Origin of the sequence: Microbacterium sp. NPDC064584 (assembly GCF_040687315.1) — a bacterium.
Lineage (GTDB): Bacteria > Actinomycetota > Actinomycetes > Actinomycetales > Microbacteriaceae > Microbacterium > Microbacterium lacus.
The window spans coordinates 583,272-598,485 of sequence record NZ_JBFBMZ010000001.1 but is presented as its reverse complement, the minus strand read 5'-3'; the positions used below and the strand labels follow the sequence as shown (position 1 = coordinate 598,485).

The 15,214-nt window shown below is 69.4% G+C and carries 18 protein-coding genes; 6 read left to right on the top strand and 12 right to left on the bottom strand.

The features are described from left to right. Nucleotides 1–5 precede the first annotated feature (5 nt). Together purF and purM are read right to left on the bottom strand one after the other, a co-directional pair. On the bottom strand, nt 6–1,466 hold the full coding sequence (gene purF, locus AB0P18_RS02890) for an amidophosphoribosyltransferase (RefSeq protein WP_363358856.1): 1,461 nt from the start codon (nt 1,464–1,466) through the stop codon (nt 6–8). 5 nt (nt 1,467–1,471) lie between these two features. Further along, nucleotides 1,472–2,632 carry a phosphoribosylformylglycinamidine cyclo-ligase gene (purM, locus tag AB0P18_RS02885; RefSeq protein ID WP_363358855.1) on the bottom strand — a complete coding sequence of 387 codons (1,161 nt, stop codon included), beginning with the start codon at nt 2,630–2,632 and terminating at the stop codon, nt 1,472–1,474. A gap of 76 nt (nt 2,633–2,708) precedes the next feature. Between purM and AB0P18_RS02880 the strand changes: the two genes are divergently transcribed. Then, nucleotides 2,709–3,320: a zinc-binding alcohol dehydrogenase gene (locus tag AB0P18_RS02880; RefSeq protein ID WP_344051194.1), complete on the top strand. Its 612-nt coding sequence runs from the start codon at nt 2,709–2,711 to the stop codon at nt 3,318–3,320. A 3-nt stretch (nt 3,321–3,323) separates the two neighbouring features. Here the strand turns inward: AB0P18_RS02880 and AB0P18_RS02875 are convergent, their stop codons facing one another. From AB0P18_RS02875 to AB0P18_RS02865, 3 genes are read right to left on the bottom strand one after another with little or no spacing between them, the layout of a single operon-like run. Further along, nucleotides 3,324–3,644 (bottom strand): potassium transporter Trk, encoded by a 321-nt coding sequence (locus AB0P18_RS02875; protein WP_363358853.1) that lies wholly within the window; start codon nt 3,642–3,644, stop codon nt 3,324–3,326. Nucleotides 3,645–3,687: 43 nt separating this feature from the next. After that, entirely contained in the window at nt 3,688–4,044 is a 357-nt protein-coding gene (locus tag AB0P18_RS02870; RefSeq protein WP_363358851.1) for a sterol carrier family protein, read from the bottom strand. Between the two features lie 9 nt (nt 4,045–4,053). Then, complete coding sequence (locus tag AB0P18_RS02865) at nt 4,054–4,485, bottom strand: hypothetical protein (protein WP_363358849.1); 432 nt, start codon at nt 4,483–4,485, stop codon at nt 4,054–4,056. Nucleotides 4,486–4,554: 69 nt separating this feature from the next. Here AB0P18_RS02865 and purD point away from each other — a divergent pair, with 69 nt between their 5' ends. Further along, complete coding sequence (gene purD, locus AB0P18_RS02860; protein WP_363358847.1) at nt 4,555–5,832, top strand: phosphoribosylamine--glycine ligase; 1,278 nt, start codon at nt 4,555–4,557, stop codon at nt 5,830–5,832. After that, a complete protein-coding gene (locus AB0P18_RS02855; protein ID WP_363358845.1) occupies nt 5,829–6,659 on the top strand; it encodes a siderophore-interacting protein in 831 nt (276 codons plus the stop codon). The genes purD and AB0P18_RS02855 overlap by 4 nt, the downstream gene beginning before the upstream one ends. 131 nt (nt 6,660–6,790) lie before the next feature. Here AB0P18_RS02855 and AB0P18_RS02850 read toward each other — a convergent pair whose 3' ends face one another. Then, entirely contained in the window at nt 6,791–7,147 is a 357-nt protein-coding gene (locus AB0P18_RS02850; protein ID WP_363358844.1) for a hypothetical protein, read from the bottom strand. Between AB0P18_RS02850 and AB0P18_RS02845 the strand changes: the two genes are divergently transcribed. Further along, a complete protein-coding gene (locus AB0P18_RS02845) occupies nt 7,146–7,490 on the top strand; it encodes a hypothetical protein (RefSeq protein ID WP_363358842.1) in 345 nt (114 codons plus the stop codon). The genes AB0P18_RS02850 and AB0P18_RS02845 overlap by 2 nt on opposite strands. Nucleotides 7,491–7,497: 7 nt before the next feature. Further along, nucleotides 7,498–8,424 (top strand): phosphoribosylaminoimidazolesuccinocarboxamide synthase, encoded by a 927-nt coding sequence (locus tag AB0P18_RS02840; protein WP_363358840.1) that lies wholly within the window; start codon nt 7,498–7,500, stop codon nt 8,422–8,424. A 4-nt stretch (nt 8,425–8,428) separates the two neighbouring features. Here the strand turns inward: AB0P18_RS02840 and AB0P18_RS02835 are convergent, their stop codons facing one another. Both AB0P18_RS02835 and AB0P18_RS02830 read right to left on the bottom strand, forming a co-directional pair. Beyond that, nucleotides 8,429–9,175: a cytochrome c biogenesis protein CcdA gene (locus AB0P18_RS02835; protein ID WP_363358838.1), complete on the bottom strand. Its 747-nt coding sequence runs from the start codon at nt 9,173–9,175 to the stop codon at nt 8,429–8,431. Between the two features lie 7 nt (nt 9,176–9,182). Further along, nucleotides 9,183–9,716, bottom strand: coding sequence for a thioredoxin family protein (locus AB0P18_RS02830; protein ID WP_363358836.1), 534 nt, complete (start codon nt 9,714–9,716; stop codon nt 9,183–9,185). A gap of 105 nt (nt 9,717–9,821) precedes the next feature. Here AB0P18_RS02830 and AB0P18_RS02825 point away from each other — a divergent pair, with 105 nt between their 5' ends. Then, entirely contained in the window at nt 9,822–10,715 is an 894-nt protein-coding gene (locus tag AB0P18_RS02825; protein ID WP_363358834.1) for a VOC family protein, read from the top strand. Nucleotides 10,716–10,725: 10 nt separating this feature from the next. On the opposite strand, the gene AB0P18_RS02820 is transcribed toward AB0P18_RS02825, so the two are convergent. The 4 genes from AB0P18_RS02820 to AB0P18_RS02805 are packed head-to-tail and all read right to left on the bottom strand — an operon-like array spanning nt 10,726 to nt 15,197. Next, nucleotides 10,726–11,739, bottom strand: coding sequence for a LacI family DNA-binding transcriptional regulator (locus AB0P18_RS02820; RefSeq protein ID WP_363358832.1), 1,014 nt, complete (start codon nt 11,737–11,739; stop codon nt 10,726–10,728). After that, nucleotides 11,736–13,229, bottom strand: a complete 1,494-nt coding sequence (locus tag AB0P18_RS02815) for a GH1 family beta-glucosidase (RefSeq protein WP_363358830.1) — start codon at nt 13,227–13,229, stop codon at nt 11,736–11,738. The genes AB0P18_RS02820 and AB0P18_RS02815 overlap by 4 nt, the downstream gene beginning before the upstream one ends. Before the next feature lie 34 nt (nt 13,230–13,263). Next, the gene (locus tag AB0P18_RS02810) at nt 13,264–14,181 is read right to left on the bottom strand and encodes a carbohydrate ABC transporter permease (RefSeq protein WP_331792032.1); all 918 of its coding nucleotides are present in this window, start codon (nt 14,179–14,181) and stop codon (nt 13,264–13,266) included. Next, the gene (locus AB0P18_RS02805) at nt 14,178–15,197 is read right to left on the bottom strand and encodes a sugar ABC transporter permease (RefSeq protein WP_363358828.1); all 1,020 of its coding nucleotides are present in this window, start codon (nt 15,195–15,197) and stop codon (nt 14,178–14,180) included. Before AB0P18_RS02805 ends, AB0P18_RS02810 begins: the two co-directional genes overlap by 4 nt. Nucleotides 15,198–15,214 lie beyond the last annotated feature (17 nt).

The following is a 15,214-nucleotide window of genomic DNA, read 5'->3' as shown; positions in this document are numbered from 1 at the left end:
GCGGGTCAGGACTCCTGCGAACCCTCGACCCAGGCGAGGTACTCCTCGGTGACCGTCCCCGTCACGTACCGGCCGTCGAAGCAGCTCATGTCCAGATCGTCCACGTCGGAGCCCTCGAGGATCGCGGCCTTCAGATCCTCGACCTCCTGGTACACCATGTAGTCGGCACCGAGCTCCTGCGCGATCTCAGGGATCGTCCGGCCGTGCGCGACGAGCTCGTGGCGCGACGGCATGTTGATGCCGTATACGTGCGGGTACCGCACCGGCGGCGCGGCCGAGGCGAACGTGACGCTCTTGGCACCGGCATCCCGCGCCATCTGGATGATCTCCTTCGAGGTCGTCCCCCGCACGATCGAGTCATCGATCAGCAGCACGTTCTTGCCCTTGAACTCGCTGGACATCGCGTTGAGCTTCTGGCGCACGCTCTTCTTGCGCACCGCCTGCCCCGGCATGATGAACGTCCGTCCGATGTAGCGGTTCTTGTAGAACCCCTCGCGGTACTCGATCCCGAGCTTGCGGGCGACCTGCATCGCCGCCGGACGCGACGAATCGGGGATCGGCATCACGACGTCGATCGTGCCCTTCGGCGTGTACTTCGCGATCGTGTCGGCGAGCCGTTCGCCCAGCCGGAGCCGCGCCTCGTACACCGAGATCCCGTTCATGACCGAGTCGGGACGAGCGAGGTAGACGTACTCGAACGAGCACGGCACGAGCCGGGGGTCCGCCGCGCACTGCTGCGTGTGCAGGTGCCCCTCGAGGTCGATGAAGACGGCCTCGCCGGGCAGCACGTCGCGCACGATCTCGAAGCCCCCGTTCTCGAGCACGAGCGACTCCGAGGTCACGATCCACTCGTACCGCCCGTTCTCCGTCGGCCGCGTGCCGATGATGAGGGGGCGGATGCCGAACGGATCGCGGAACGCGAGCAGACCGTAGCCGGCGATCAGCGCGATCGCGGCGTACGAGCCCTCGACCCGCTCGTGCACGCGCGAGACCGCCTGGAAGACCTGAGCCGGATCCAGGTCCGTCCCCGAGATCGAGGACTGCAGCTCGTTCGCGAGCACGTTCACCAGCAGCTCGGTGTCGCTGGAGGTGTTGAGGTGCCGACGGTCGGTGTGGAACAGCTCGTCGGTCAGCTCGCGCGTGTTGGTGAGGTTGCCGTTGTGCACCAGCACGATGCCGTACGGCGCGTTCACGTAGAAGGGCTGCGCCTCCTCTTCGCTGGATGCCGTCCCCTTGGTCGCGTAGCGGACGTGTCCCAGACCGATGTCTCCGAGGAGCCCCCGCATGTCGCGCGTCCGGAACGCCTCGCGCACCTGTCCCTTGGCCTTGAAGAGATGGAAGACGCCGTTGCTCTCGGCGGTCGCGATGCCCGTCGAGTCCTGGCCGCGGTGCTGCAGCAGGAGCAGGGCGTCGTAGATCTCCTGGTTGACCGGCCCCTGCCCGACCATTCCGACGATGCCGCACATGGGTTCTAGACCGCTCCGCCTGTGTTGTAGGTGCCGACGAGGCGCACGGCCCCGCCGTCCACGCCCTTCGCGCCCTGTTCGAACGCGCCGTTCCCGTCGTCGGGGATCGCCCCGGTGCGCACCGCGCCGACCTGCCAGGTCGTGATGCCCTCGCCGGCGAGCGCCGCGATGGCGGCATCCGCCGAGCCTGCGGAGACGACCGCGAGGAATCCGATGCCGAGGTTCCACGTGCCTTCGGTCGCGCCGAGGTCGAGGTGGCCGAGGTCGGCCAGCACGCGGAACACCGGCGCCGGCGACCACGTCGAGCGGTCGACGTCGACCCAGGTGCCCTGCGGGAGGACGCGCGCGAGGTTCGCCGCAATGCCGCCGCCCGTGACGTGCGACAGGGCGTGGACCTGACCGGGCAGCGCCTCGATCAGGCGCAGGAGCGGGGTCGTGTAGAGGCGCGTCGGCTCGAGCAGCGCCTCGCCCCAGGTCCCACCGAGATCGGCGGCGTTGTCCCCGTACTGGATGCCGGCGCCCGCGACGATGTGGCGGACGAGGGAGTATCCGTTGGAGTGCAGCCCGCTGCTCGCCAGCGCCAGGACGACGTCCCCGTCCTCGACCCGGTCGGCGCCGAGGATCGCGCCCGCCTCGACCACGCCCGTCGCGGCTCCCGCGACGTCGTAGTCGTTCAGACCCAGCAGTCCCGGGTGCTCGGCGGTCTCGCCGCCGACGAGGGCGGTGCCGGTCTGCGCGCAGCCTTCCGCGATGCCGCCGACGATCGCGGCGATGCGCTCGGGGTAGAGCTTGCCGCACGCGATGTAGTCCGTCATGAAGAGCGGCTTCGCGCCGACGACGACGATGTCGTCCACGACCATGCCGACCAGATCGATGCCGATCGTGTCGTGCTTGTCGATCGCCTGCGCGATCGCGACTTTCGTGCCGACGCCGTCGGTGCTGGTCGCCAGGAGCGGCCGCTCGTACCCGCGCAGGGCCGACGCGTCGAACAGTCCGGCGAAACCGCCGACACCGCCGAGCACTTCGGGGCCGTGCGTGCGGCGGACCGCCGACTTCATCAGCTCCACGGCGAGATCGCCGGCAGCCGTGTCGACCCCGGCCTGTGCATAGGGATTCACGGTCGCGTCTCCGCTCGAGGGGGAGGCGTCGCGGGAGGGTGATGCCACGCGCTCCAGCCTACCGGCGGGCCGGACGGATGCCGCGCCCGGGACACCGCGCAGGCCCGGTCGTACAATCGAGGGCATGGGAGGCACGGGGACTCCGGAATGGCTGATCCGCGAGGACGCGGGTCAGCAGGTCCTGCTCGCCCTCTACCTGCGCCAGGTGCTCGGCATCCGCTCGCCCGATGAGCTGCCGCACCTGCGCGGCATCCCTCCGCGCGTGAACGACCGCGCCGAGGAGGCGCAGGCGCTCCTCGAGCGGCAGTGGCGGGAGTTCTGGGCGATGACCGTCGAGCCGACCGCGCACCCCTCGCCCGTCCCGCTCGAGCTCGTCGACGGCTTCGAGACGCTCGTCGCCCTGCCCGCGGAGGGGTCGGACGCGCTGCGCGCCGCGATCGCCCCGCACGCGAGCGAAGCCCTGGCCTTCTCGCAGTCGGCCCACGAGCGCTACCGCAAGGACTCCGCCGCGAAGCCCGGTGTCTCGTACCGCGCCTACGCGAGCGCGATCGCCGAACACGAGCGTCAAGTGGGCCGACGCGCGCATTCGTTCGAACTGAACGTGCAGGTCCTCCCCCTCACTCAGCGGGGCGTGTGGTGGATCGGCTCGCTCACGATCGCCGTGACGGACGGACTGCGCGGCGACGTCGTCGCCTTCGATGCGGCGATCCACCCGATCATCGCCGAGTTGGCGTAGCGCTCAGTCCTCGACGCGGACGCTCTCGCGGTCGACGACGACCTCACGTGTGCGACGGGACAGCACGCGGTCGAGCACGAGGGCGATGAGCCCGCCGATCACGACGCCGATCGAGACGCAGATGAGCGACAGGAAGCCGAAGACCTGCCCCTGCGTGTACACGAGTCCGGTGTTGGGGCTGATCCCGCCGCTGCCGTCGTAGGTGAACGTGAGGATCATCGCGACGAGCAGCCCCAGCGCGGCGCCCGCGGCCAGGAACACCGAGTACTTGGGCGAGCGCCGTACGCGCACCGTCTCGATGTGGTCCTCGACCTGCTCTGCCATGTCTCCATTGTCCCACCGTCCGTGCGGGGCGGGCGCGCACCCGTCAGGGCCGGACGGGCAGGACGTCGCTGAGGTCCGCGCGGACTCCGGATGCCGCGATGCGGCCGGATGCCGCCGCCTCGGCCCAGCCCAGCTCACCGGTCGCGAGGGCGATCCAGGTCGCCGGGTCGGTCTCCACGACATTGGGCGGGGTTCCCCGGGTGTGACGTGGACCCTCGATCACCTGGACCGCGCCGAACGGCGGCACCCGCACCTCGACGGATCCGCCGGGCGCCTTCTCCGCGAGCAGCTGCAGCAGGTAGCGGACGCCGGTGGCGAGGTCGGTCCGGGCCGGCGTCTCCGCGACGCGGACCGCCGCAAGGGCCGCCCGGCCGTCAGCGGTGGAGATTCGGCGCGGCATCCGTCAACGCTAGCGCGCGGGCCCGCGCGGGTCCTCCGCATCCCGCACCCATTGCGGGATGTCGTCGTTCACCGGCGCATCCAGGTCGAGCACGAGCGTCGTCGCGTGCTCGGCTCGCGCCGCCCGGGCGCGGGCCAGCGACCGGCGGTCCAGCGCCATCGCGAGCACCCCCATCACCACGAGTCCCACCGCGATGCAGGCCGCGGCGTACAGCGCGAACACCCGGAGCACCCCGCCGGGTCCGGAGGACAGCGGGCCGCCCGGGTCGTCCGTGAGCGCCGCGATGATCGTGAGCAGGACTCCGCCGATCACACCGAGCACGACGCCGATCATCAGGAACCGGCCGTAGCGCGGCGAGGAGTGCACGACCACGGCGCGCACCTCGTGATCGACGACGTGCTCGTCGTCGGGATCGGGGGCTGCGGCGCGCGGGGCTGCCATGCCGCCATTCTCCCACCGCCGCGGCCGCCGGGGGCGGTGCGCCGGAGGCCCGCTCGATAGGCTGACCGGGTGAGAATCCTGGTCCTCGGCTCGGGCGCGCGCGAGCACGCCATCATCCTCGCGCTCCGTGCGGAGGAGGCCGCGCACGACATCTTCGCCGCCCCCGGCAACGCCGGGATCGCCCGGGACGCCGATGTGGTCGAACTCGATCAGAACGACCCTGCCGCCGTCACCGCGTTCGCGAACGAGAACGCGGTCGATCTCGTCGTGATCGGTCCGGAGGCTCCCCTCGTGGCGGGTGTCGCCGATGCACTCCGCGAGCGCGGCATCCCGGTGTTCGGACCGGGACGCGCCGCGGCGCAGCTGGAGGGGTCGAAGACTTTCGCCAAGCGCATCATGGACGCGGCGGGCGTGCCCACCGGCCGCGCCGTCCGCGCCACGACGCGTGAGGAGGTCGCCGAGGCGCTCGATCGCTTCGGCTCCCCGCACGTCGTGAAGGCCGACGGCCTCGCAGCAGGCAAGGGCGTGCTCGTCACCGACGACCGCGCGGCCGCGCTCGCCCACGCCGACGCCTACCTCTCCTCCGGCGCGATCCTCGTGGAGGAGTTCCTCTCCGGCCCGGAGGTGTCGCTATTCTTCCTGAGCGACGGCGACCGCGTGCTCCCCCTCAGCCCCGCGCAGGACTTCAAGCGTCTCGGCGACGGCGACTCGGGCCCGAACACCGGCGGCATGGGCGCCTACTCGCCGCTGCCGTGGCTCGCTGAGCCGTTCGGCGGCGAAGACGCGTTCGTCGACCTCGTCACGCGCGAGATCGCCGAGCCGGTCATCCGGCAGCTCGATGCGGAGGGCACGCCCTTCATCGGCCTTCTGTACGCGGGACTCATCCTCACCCCTCAGGGCGTCAAGGTCATCGAGTTCAACGCGCGCTTCGGCGACCCCGAGACCCAGGTCGTGCTCCCGCGCCTGCTCGACCCGCTGTCGCAGCTGCTGCTGGCGGCGGCATCCGGCACCCTCGAAGAGCGACCTCGACCGGCGTTCGCCGACGCGGTCGCGGTCACCGTGGTGCTCGCGAGCGAGGGCTACCCCGCCGCACCGGTGACCGGCCGCGCGCTGTCCGGGCTGGATGCCGCATCCGCCGTGCCCGGAGTGCACGTCGCGCACGCGGCCACGGTCGCCGAGGGCGACACGCTCGTGGCGACGGGGGGCAGAGTGCTCAACGTCGTCGGGCTCGGCACGACGTTCGCCGAGGCTCGCGAACGCACGTATCGCGCTCTCGCCGAGATCTCGCTGGACGGCGGCCAGTACCGCACCGACATCGCCGCGCGCGTCGTGGAGCACGGCCCGTGACCGACCGCTTCCTCCGCGACACTGTCCGGCACCGCTTCACCGCGCGCGAAGCCGTCGTGCTGCGGGTCGAGCGCGTCGCCCCGCCGATCGTGCGGGTGACGGTGTCGGGCGCAGACTTCGCCGACTTCACCAGCGCCGGTCCGGCTGACCACGTGCGCGTGTTCTTCCCCGATCCCGTGACGGGCGAACTCGTTGCACCCACCCCGGCGGGTGCCGGCGAAGACGGCATCGTCCGCCCCGACCGCGCGTCGATCAGCCGAGACTTCACGCCTCTTCCGCGGGTGACACCGGCCGGAGTCGAGCTCGACCTCGACTTCTTCGTGCACCCCGATCCGGGCCCAGCATCCTCGTGGGCGGAGTCGGCACAACCGGGCGACTCTCTTGTGATCGTCGGCCCCCGCGGCTCCAAGCGCGGCCCGCAGGACATCGACGCTCTGCTGCTCGTGTGCGACGAGACCGCGCTTCCGTCCGCAAGCCGGTGGGTGCAGGACGCGCCCGCGGGAACCCCGATCGATGTGATCGCGACGGTCTCGGGCTCGGGCGACTGGGTCGCCGGCTACCTCGGTGCCGGTCCCCGGGTGCATGTGGTGGCCCCGGATCCGTCCGGCGGCGCCGTGATCGCCGCGATCGCGGGCCTCGAGCCGATCGCAGGAGGCGTCTTCGTCTGGGCGGCCGGCGAGGCGTCGAGCCTGGTGCCGGTGCGCCGCCACCTGCGTCGCGCGCTCGGTCTGCCGCCCGCACAGGCGCAGATCAGCGGCTACTGGCGCCGCGGCGTAGAAGCCTTCGATCACCACGCGCCGATCGACCCGTTCGACCCCGACGTGTGAGCGGGCCGCCAGCTCGTCGCTGACAAGAGCCGAAGCGCGGTGTACGAGCCGGTTGCAGGGAGCCCGGCGCCACCTGGCCGTGTGACGTCCCTCGCGCCCCACCGGCCCCAGTCCCCCCGACGACCGGCCCGCTAAATCGTCGCTGACGCCGCGGGAGCGGCATCTGTCGCGGTCTTCGCCACGGGAGCGGAACCGATCGCATCCTCGGCCTTCTGCGCGTGCCAGTCCGCAGCGCTCGAGGTGGCCGGTCGACGCAGGAACAGCACCGCGACCACACCGATCAGAATCGTGCCGGCGGGGAGGAGCATCGCCTGCGCCATGGCCGACGAGAAGCCCTCGATCACGAAGTCGGGAAGCGGGGCGTCTCCGAATCCGCCGGCATCGCTCGCGCCCGGCAGGTTCGCCTCGAGCCGGCTCTGCATGAACGCCGCGATCGCAGCCGAGCCGAGCACCGCATCCCGCGCGCAGCTGCGATAACGTGACGGCATGACGGATGCCGAGAAGATCGCCCGGGCGCACGAGATCTTCGACCCGATCGCGGAGCGCTACCTCGCGCGGCCGGGAGTGGACCTGGGTCGGATGTTCGGGAGCGAGGGCATTCGGATCCGAGGGAAGGTCTTCGCGCTCATCAGCTTCGGCGGCGAGCTCATGCTCAAACTCCCCGCCGCCCGCACCGTCGAGCTCGTCGAGACCGGCGACGCGGTCCGGGTCGAGATGGCCGGCCGATCGATGCGCGAGTGGGTGTTCGTCGCGATCGAGATGCCGACCATGTGGGAGCCGCTGATCGCCGAGGCATTCGCGTACCTGGACGAGATCACGCCCGCGGGATAATGGGCGGGTGACCTCCCCCCTCGCCCTGCACGGCTGGCGCCATGTCTATTCCGGCAAGGTGCGCGACCTCTACGTGCCCGCAGACCTGCCGGCCGATGCGCGCGCCGAACGCATGCTGGTGGTCGCGAGCGACCGCGTCAGTGCGTTCGATCACGTGCTCGAGCCGGGCATCCCCGACAAGGGCGTGCTGCTCACGACGCTGAGCCTGTGGTGGTTCGACCGGCTCGCAGCGGGCCGAGGCGGCGAGCGCGGCATCCCGAATCATCTCGTCGCCGATCATGTGCTGGCCGTCGACGGGGTGCGCGAGCTCATCCCCGCGCAGGTCGCCGGGCGCGCGATGCTCGTGAAGAGCCTCGAGATGCAGCCGATCGAATGCGTGGTGCGCGGCTACCTGACCGGGTCTGGCTGGGTCGAGTACCAGGCCGACGGCACCGTGTGCGGCATCCCGCTGCCGAGCGGACTGCACAACGGCGACAGGCTCCCCGAGCCGATCTTCACGCCCGCGTTCAAGGCGCCGATGGGCGAGCACGACGAGAACATCTCGTTCGCGCGCACGGTCGAGATCGTCGGAGCTGAGACGGCCGCCGAGCTGCGCGATCTGTCGCTCGAGATCTACGCGCGTGCGGCGCGCATCGCCGAGGCCCGCGGCCTGATCCTCGCCGACACGAAGTTCGAGTTCGGACGCGACGAAGCGGGCGTCATGACCCTGGCCGATGAAGTGCTCACGAGCGATTCGTCGCGCTACTGGGATGCCGACGCCTGGCGGTCGGGCACGACCCCGAGCGAGCGCATGGCGAGCTTCGACAAGCAGATCGTGCGCGACTGGCTCGCGGCCCACTGGGACAAGACCGGAACGCCGCCGGAACTGCCCGCCGACATCGTCGGGCGCACGGCCGAGCGGTACCGCGAGCTGCTCGCCCGCCTGACGTCGTAGCCCCTCAGCCCAGCAGCAGACGTTCGAGGTTCTCGATCGGGCCGTACCAGCCCTGCTCGAGCACCCACGCCTGCACGAGCCGGTCGATGCCCGCGGCGACGGCGACGCCCACGACCAGGAGAAGGGCGCCGATCACGCGGCGGAACCACCCGTGCGGGTCGGCGAGCCAGCCGAGCTTGCGCACGAGCGCAGTGCCGGCGAGCGCGATTCCGAGCAGGGCGAGAGCGAGCCCGATCGCGTAGGCGATGATGTACAGCGTCCCCTCGGCGAAGCTCGCCGGCAGCACCGCCGCCACGATGAGGGCGTACGTCGGGCTGCAGCTGCTGAACGCCGGGCCGAGCGCCGCGCCGAGCAGCGCGTCGCCACCGAAGCCGCGGCCGCGGCGATACGTGCGATCGAGCAGTCTGCCACCGCTCGCCTGCAGGCCGATGCGCGTCGAAACCGCATCCCAGGCCTTCGGGAAGAGCATCGTGAGCCCGAGGAGCGCGACGATCACACCGGAGGTGACCTGCCACACCCACGCCGGTACGCCCAGAAGCGACGTCGACGCCTTCAGCAGCAGCGTGAACACGACGACGGATGCCGCGAGGCTGCCCGCGATGATCAGCGGGCGCAACCACGACCGCTCCGACGTGTCGCCGCCCGCGCGCACCGCGGTGCCGCCCACGATGACCGGCAGGAGCGGCAGCACGCAGGGCGCCAGCACCGTCAGCACACCCGCCGCGAACGAGACGATCGTGAGCGCGAGCATCGCGGGACTACAGTCCGAGCGCGGCGGAGACGGCTGCGACGCTCGGCTCGTCGTAGGCGACGTGCAGTGCGGTCTTCGCACCCGCCTCGTCGACCGTCACGAGGGTCGTCTGCAGCGTCACCCCGTACTTCTGCCGCAGATCTTGCCGAGAGTCGAAGTCGACCTTCAGGATCGTCACGCCGTCGGGAACGCCCGAGGCGAGGAAGTCCTCCTCGAGCGCACGGCACTGCGGGCACCACGGCGCGTGGAAGAAGAGCACCGCCGTGCCCTCGGCCGCCGCGAGCGCGGCATCCGAGTAGTCGACGTAGGCACCCGGAGAGGCCGGGGCGGGCGCGGGCTCCGCAGCGGTCTCTTCGGGCGCGGGCGCGGCGCTCTCGACCGGGTCCGACATCTCGGTCTCGGAGGGCGCCGGCTCGGCGGTGCGGCTCATCGCCGGTGCAGCTTCGCCCGCCCCACCCGAGGCCGAGATGGCGACAGCCGCCCCCACGCCCCCGACGAGCACGGCGGCGACGACGATTCCGACGACGGTTGCACGTTTCATGAGTCCCATCCTCGCCGCCCGCCCGCGACCGCGGACGGCCGGGCGATGACGGTTCTGTGACGGCGTGGAGGAATGCGCGGATGCCGTGAACCGTTGTCGATCCACATGAACGGACTGCACGCGCCGTCGGGCGACACCCTCGCCGCCGACACCGCGATGGGCGCGGTGACGCTCCTGGTGGGCGACCTCGACGCGATGACGCGCTACTACCGCGACGTCGTGACGCTCCAGGTGCTGAGCGCCGACGGAGACACCGTCACCCTCGGCCGCGCGGGGCGCCCGATCGTCGTGCTCAGACACGAACCGGCGCTCCGGCACGCCACGCCGGGCTCTGCCGGGCTGTACCACACGGCGATTCTGTTCGAGACGCAGACCGCCCTCGCCGCGGCGCTGTACTCGGTGGCCCGCCACGCACCCCGAACCTTCACCGGCTCCGCCGACCATCTGGTGAGCCAGGCGTTCTACTTCACCGATCCCGAGGGCAACGGCGTCGAGCTGTACTGGGATCGATCGCGCACCGAGTGGTCATGGGTGCACGGACGCGTCGAGATGGCGACGCTCTTCCTCGACCCGAACGCGTTCCTCAGCGATCACCTCACCGAAGACGCCGCAGAGGGCGCGACCGCGCAGGACGCGGCATCCGTCGGGCATGTGCACCTTTCGGTGGGCGATGTCGCGACCGCCCGCGCGTTCTATGTCGACGCCCTCGGCTTCGGCGAGACGGCGGCGTTCGGTAACCAGGCCGTCTTCGTCAGCGCCGGCGGCTACCACCACCACATGGCGATGAACGTCTGGAACTCACGCGGAGCCGGGCCACGGATGCCGGCCCTCGGGCTGGGCCGCGTCGATCTGGCGCTGCCCGACGCCGACGCTCTCGGCGCGCTCGGCGAACGCCTGCGCGACCACGGCTTCACCGTCCGCGACGACGCCTCCGCGGGTGGTCGGACTCTGGGCTTCGACGACCCCTGGACGAACCGGATCCGCGCGACCGCCTCGTGACCTTCGGGGCTCAGGCGCTGTCGCGCACCATGAGCTCCGCGTCGAGCATCGTGACGTACGGGGGCTTGCGGCCGGCGAGCAGCTCCAGCATCACATCCGCCATCTGCTGACCCTGCGTGAACGAGGGCTGACGCATGGTCGTGAGCTTGAGACTCGCCGATGTCGCCATCGGCGAGTCGTCGAATCCGATGATCGCGATGTCGTCGGGTACACCGATGCCCTCCGTCACGAGCACCTCGAGCGCGCCGCGGGCCATGAGGTCGCTCGCGATGAACACCGCGTCGGGTAGGTCACGTCGTGCCAGGATGCGCCGCATGGCGTCCGCGGCCCCTTCCGCTGTGAAGCCCCCGTCCTCGATGACATGCGGATCGAGCTCGGCCTCCGCGAGCGCCTCACGGAAACCGGTCAGGCGATCGACCCCGGCAGGCATGGTGAGCTGGCCCGCAATGTGCGCGATACGGCGGCGGCCTTGCGCGATGAGATACTGCGTGGCATCTCGCCCCCCTCGGACGTTGTCGACATCGACGTAGTAGTCGTTCCCTCGCGGACGCAGTGGTCGGCCACCGTACACGACGGGCACGGCGGTGGCGATGCGGTCGGTGAACGTGTCGTTCGTGTGGTGTGAGACGATCAGCACGCCATCGACGCTGCCGCTGCGGAGGTAGCTGGTGGTCTTGTCGTCTGCATCGTCGTTCGCGATGAACAGGCTCAGCACGTAGTCGGACCGGGCGACGCGGTCGTTCAGCCCGTTGACGATCGCGGCGAAGAACGGCTCCCCGAAGAAACGTGTCGTGTCCTCGGGCACCACGAGCGCGATCGCGTGCGTCTGCCTGCGTGCGAGCGAACGGGCCGCCCGGTTGGGCACATAGTCGAGTTCGGCGATGGCACGCTGCACCGCATCGGCCGCATCGGCACTGACGGAGTTCGAACCGTTGACCACGCGCGACACCGTCGATCGTGAAACGCCTGCGAGCGCCGCGACCCCCTCGAGGGTCGCGGGCGCCCGGATCGCCTCGGTCGTCATGTCGTCATCGAGGCGGCTGATGCCGCGGCGTCCGGACTCGGCGAGACTCCGGCTGTCGTCTCGGAGTCGAGGATTCGGGAGGCGATGATTCGACCGTACTGGATACCGCTGTCCTTCACCGCGCGCTCCTGGGTCTCGTAGTCGACGCGTACGATGCCGAATCGCGTCGCATAGCCCCACGCCCACTCGAAGTTGTCCATCAGCGACCAGTAGAAGTATCCGCGGACATCGACGCCGGCCTCGACGGCATCCAGGATCGCCCCCAGATGCAGACGCACGTAGTCGGCGCGCTCGTGATCGTGCACTCGTATGGTGCCGTCCTCGAGCACCGGCTCGTCATCATACGCCGCGCCGTTCTCGGTCACGATCAGCGAAGTGCCTGCTGGCTGCGCGTATTCGTCCGAGACGCGCACCAGCAGCCGGGTGAGCCCCTCGGGCTGCACCTCCCAGTTCATCGGGGTGCGGGGCAGACCGCGGTCGTGCCAGAAGATGTTCTCCGACGAGGGGAACGGCGACTGGCCGCGACGCTGGGTGGGGGCATCGCCCGATCCCGGAGGCGTTGCCGGCGGGCTCCCGCCGACGAACTCGCCGTGGTAGTAGTTCACCCCGAGGGTGTCGATGGGGGTCGAGATCACCTCCAGGTCGCCTGGTGTAATGGCCGCACGAAGGGCATCGTCGGCGATCTCGTCGAAGATGTCCTGGGGGTACTTGCCGCGGAAGATCGGATCGAGGAACCATCGGTTGAACTGGCCATCGATGCGCCGTGCGGCGTCGATGTCGGCCGGCTCAGCGGGATCAGCCGGGTCTGCGACCGTGAGGTTGAGCGTGATCCCAAGGTCGAGCGACGAGTCACGTGCGCGCAGCGCGCGAACCGTCTGTCCGTGAGCCAGTAGCAGGTGGTGGGCTGCCAGCATCCCCTCGCTCCTGCTGTAGTGCCCCGGCGCGTGCAGTCCCGCGGTGTAGCCGAGGAATGACGAGCACCACGGCTCGTTGAGCGTCGTCCACACGTCGACTCGGTCGCCGAGAGCGTCATGCATGTCGAGCGCATACTCCGTGAACTGGTCTGCGGTCTCACGCCTCGTCCACCCGCCGCGGTCCTGCAGCGCCTGAGGCAGATCCCAGTGGTAGAGCGTCAGCCACGGCAGGATCCCGGCCTGCAGCAGTTCGTCGACCAGCCGCTTGTAGAAATCGACGCCCTTCGGGTTCAGTGCACCCCCGTCGGGGCGCACCCTGGACCAGGAGGTCGAGAATCGGTAGGTCTGCAGCCCCAGCGACGCCATGAGGGCGACGTCGTCTTGATACAGGTGGTAGTGGTCGCAAGCGATCTCGCCGTCCTCACCGTTGATCACCGCGCCCGGCACCTTGGTGAAGACATCCCAGATGGAGTCGCGGCGGCCGTCCTCGTGAGCGGCGCCTTCGATCTGGTATGCGGCTGCGGCGGCTCCGAAAAGGAAGCCGGGTGGGAACTCGCGCGCGGTCGTTTCGGTCATTTCGGTAGAAGTCCTTCTCTCGTGGATGGTCAAATCAGCCCTTCACCGCTCCCGCCATGATGCCGCTGACGAGCTGCTTTCCAGCGACGATGAACAGGAGGATGAGTGGAATCGTCGCCAGGAGGACGCCGGCGAGGACGATCGAGTAGTCGACGAAGTAATTCGATTGCAGCAGCGCCAGCGCTACAGGGAGCGTCGGGCTCTGTCGGTCGAGGACGATGAACGGCCAGAAGAAGTTGTTCCACGCCCCCACGAAGGTGAACAGGAACAGCATTGCCGCGGCCGGACGCGCGGCGACGACCCCGACAGTCCAGAAGGTGCGGATCATGGATGCCCCGTCCATGCGCGATGCCTCGATCAGCTCGTCAGGGACTGTCTGGCCGAGGTACTGCGTCATCCAGAACACTCCGAACGCGCTCGTGAGAGCAGGCACGATCACTGCTCCGATGGTTCCCGTCCAGCCGAGATCGGCGAAGAGGATGTACAGGGGAACCACGCCCAGCTGCATCGGCACGGCCATCGTCGCGACGACGAAGGTGAGAAGCCACTTGCTGCCTCGAAAGCGCAGTTTCGCGAACGCCCACCCGGCGAGTGTCGAGAAGATGACGACGGATGCTGCGATCAGGGCGGAGCTGTAGATCGAGTTCCACAGAGCTAGCCAGAAGTTGACCGCGGGATCGTTCACCACCGCCAGTGCGTTGGCGATGAAGTTGCCTCCCGGGATCCACGACATATTGGGGTCGTTGATCGTCGCGGCGGTCCCTGATCCGATCAGGAAGGACCAGTAGTACGGGAAGATCGCCGACAAGGCGACGACACCGAGCCCGATGTACACCCATGTGCCGGCGCGGACGCCGCGGATCTTGGTCGTTCGCCGGCCTCTGCGCGACCGTTTCGCGTTCGGGATGCCCTCTTCGACGATCGCGAGCGGTGGGTAGCTGATGGAGGTCATCGCTGGATTCCTTTCCGTCGGCGGGGCGCCGTGACTCCACGGCCGCCCTCGTCGCGCACGAGGCGTCGGGTGATTGCGAGGTTGATCAGGCCGATGATCAGAATGATGATGAAGAGGATCCAGGCCAGCGCCGCGGCCCGGCCGAAGTTGAACTCACCCCAGCCGATGTTGTAGAGGTACAGCGTGATCGTCAGCCACTGCTGGGCGGCCCCGCCCTCTCCGGCGAAGTCATACATGCGCGGCTCGTCGAAGATCTGCAGCCCACCGATGGTCGAGGTGATGATGACGAAGATGAGTGTTGGCTTGAGTGAGGGAAGGGTGATGCTCCAGAACTGACGGAACGCGTTCGCCCCGTCGACGGTCGCCGCCTCGTAGTACTCCCTAGGCACTGCCTGCATCGCGGCAAGCAGAATGAGGGCATTGTACCCGGTCCAGCGGAAGTTGACCATCGTCGCGATCGCGACATGACTCCAGAACGGGTCCGTGTGCCACGGGATCGGGCCCAGCCCGATGTTGGCGAGGAGTGTGTTCACGAGCCCGTGGCTGTCGCCGAACATGTTGCTGAAGATCAGTGCGACGGCGACGGGCGCCATCACGAATGGAAGCAGGGTGCTCATCCGCCAGAATGTCTTGGCTCGGATGTTGCGGTCGAGCATCGCGGCGATCAGGATCGCCATGATCAGCAGCGGCACTGTCGAGAGCAGGAAGATGCTGAAGGTGTTGCGCAGCGCGACCCAGAATTGCGGCTGGCTGAGGATCCACGCGTACTGTTCGAACCCGACGAAGGTGCCGGTGTTTCGGACCAGATCCCACTCCTGGAATGAGATCACCGCGGTGAACACGATCGGGAAGATCCCGACGACCGCGAACAGGATGAAGAACGGCGAGATGTAGAGGTACGGCGAGAGCTTCAGGTCCAGGTTGCTTCGCCGATGGCGGGCCGGCTTGACCTGTCGTGTTCGTTCGGGAGGCGGTGACGCCGGTGGCGTCTGCGTCCGGGTGGCGTTCACAGTCATGGGAGGCTCCAAATCAG

What these genes read in the sequence shown, in the direction of transcription:
- purF (WP_363358856.1), bottom strand. Translation starts at nt 1,466, where the DNA reads ATGTGCGGCATCGTCGGAATGGTCGGGCAGGGGCCGGTCAACCAGGAG.
- AB0P18_RS02880 (WP_344051194.1), top strand. Translation starts at nt 2,709, where the DNA reads ATGGGAGGCACGGGGACTCCGGAATGGCTGATCCGCGAGGACGCGGGT.
- AB0P18_RS02875 (WP_363358853.1), bottom strand. Translation starts at nt 3,644, where the DNA reads ATGGCAGAGCAGGTCGAGGACCACATCGAGACGGTGCGCGTACGGCGC.
- AB0P18_RS02870 (WP_363358851.1), bottom strand. Translation starts at nt 4,044, where the DNA reads ATGCCGCGCCGAATCTCCACCGCTGACGGCCGGGCGGCCCTTGCGGCG.
- AB0P18_RS02865 (WP_363358849.1), bottom strand. Translation starts at nt 4,485, where the DNA reads ATGGCAGCCCCGCGCGCCGCAGCCCCCGATCCCGACGACGAGCACGTC.
- AB0P18_RS02845 (WP_363358842.1), top strand. Translation starts at nt 7,146, where the DNA reads ATGACGGATGCCGAGAAGATCGCCCGGGCGCACGAGATCTTCGACCCG.
- AB0P18_RS02850 (WP_363358844.1), bottom strand. Translation starts at nt 7,147, where the DNA reads ATGCCGTCACGTTATCGCAGCTGCGCGCGGGATGCGGTGCTCGGCTCG.
- AB0P18_RS02835 (WP_363358838.1), bottom strand. Translation starts at nt 9,175, where the DNA reads ATGCTCGCGCTCACGATCGTCTCGTTCGCGGCGGGTGTGCTGACGGTG.
- AB0P18_RS02830 (WP_363358836.1), bottom strand. Translation starts at nt 9,716, where the DNA reads ATGAAACGTGCAACCGTCGTCGGAATCGTCGTCGCCGCCGTGCTCGTC.
- AB0P18_RS02825 (WP_363358834.1), top strand. Translation starts at nt 9,822, where the DNA reads ATGAACGGACTGCACGCGCCGTCGGGCGACACCCTCGCCGCCGACACC.
- AB0P18_RS02820 (WP_363358832.1), bottom strand. Translation starts at nt 11,739, where the DNA reads ATGACGACCGAGGCGATCCGGGCGCCCGCGACCCTCGAGGGGGTCGCG.
- AB0P18_RS02815 (WP_363358830.1), bottom strand. Translation starts at nt 13,229, where the DNA reads ATGACCGAAACGACCGCGCGCGAGTTCCCACCCGGCTTCCTTTTCGGA.
- AB0P18_RS02810 (WP_331792032.1), bottom strand. Translation starts at nt 14,181, where the DNA reads ATGACCTCCATCAGCTACCCACCGCTCGCGATCGTCGAAGAGGGCATC.
- AB0P18_RS02805 (WP_363358828.1), bottom strand. Translation starts at nt 15,197, where the DNA reads ATGACTGTGAACGCCACCCGGACGCAGACGCCACCGGCGTCACCGCCT.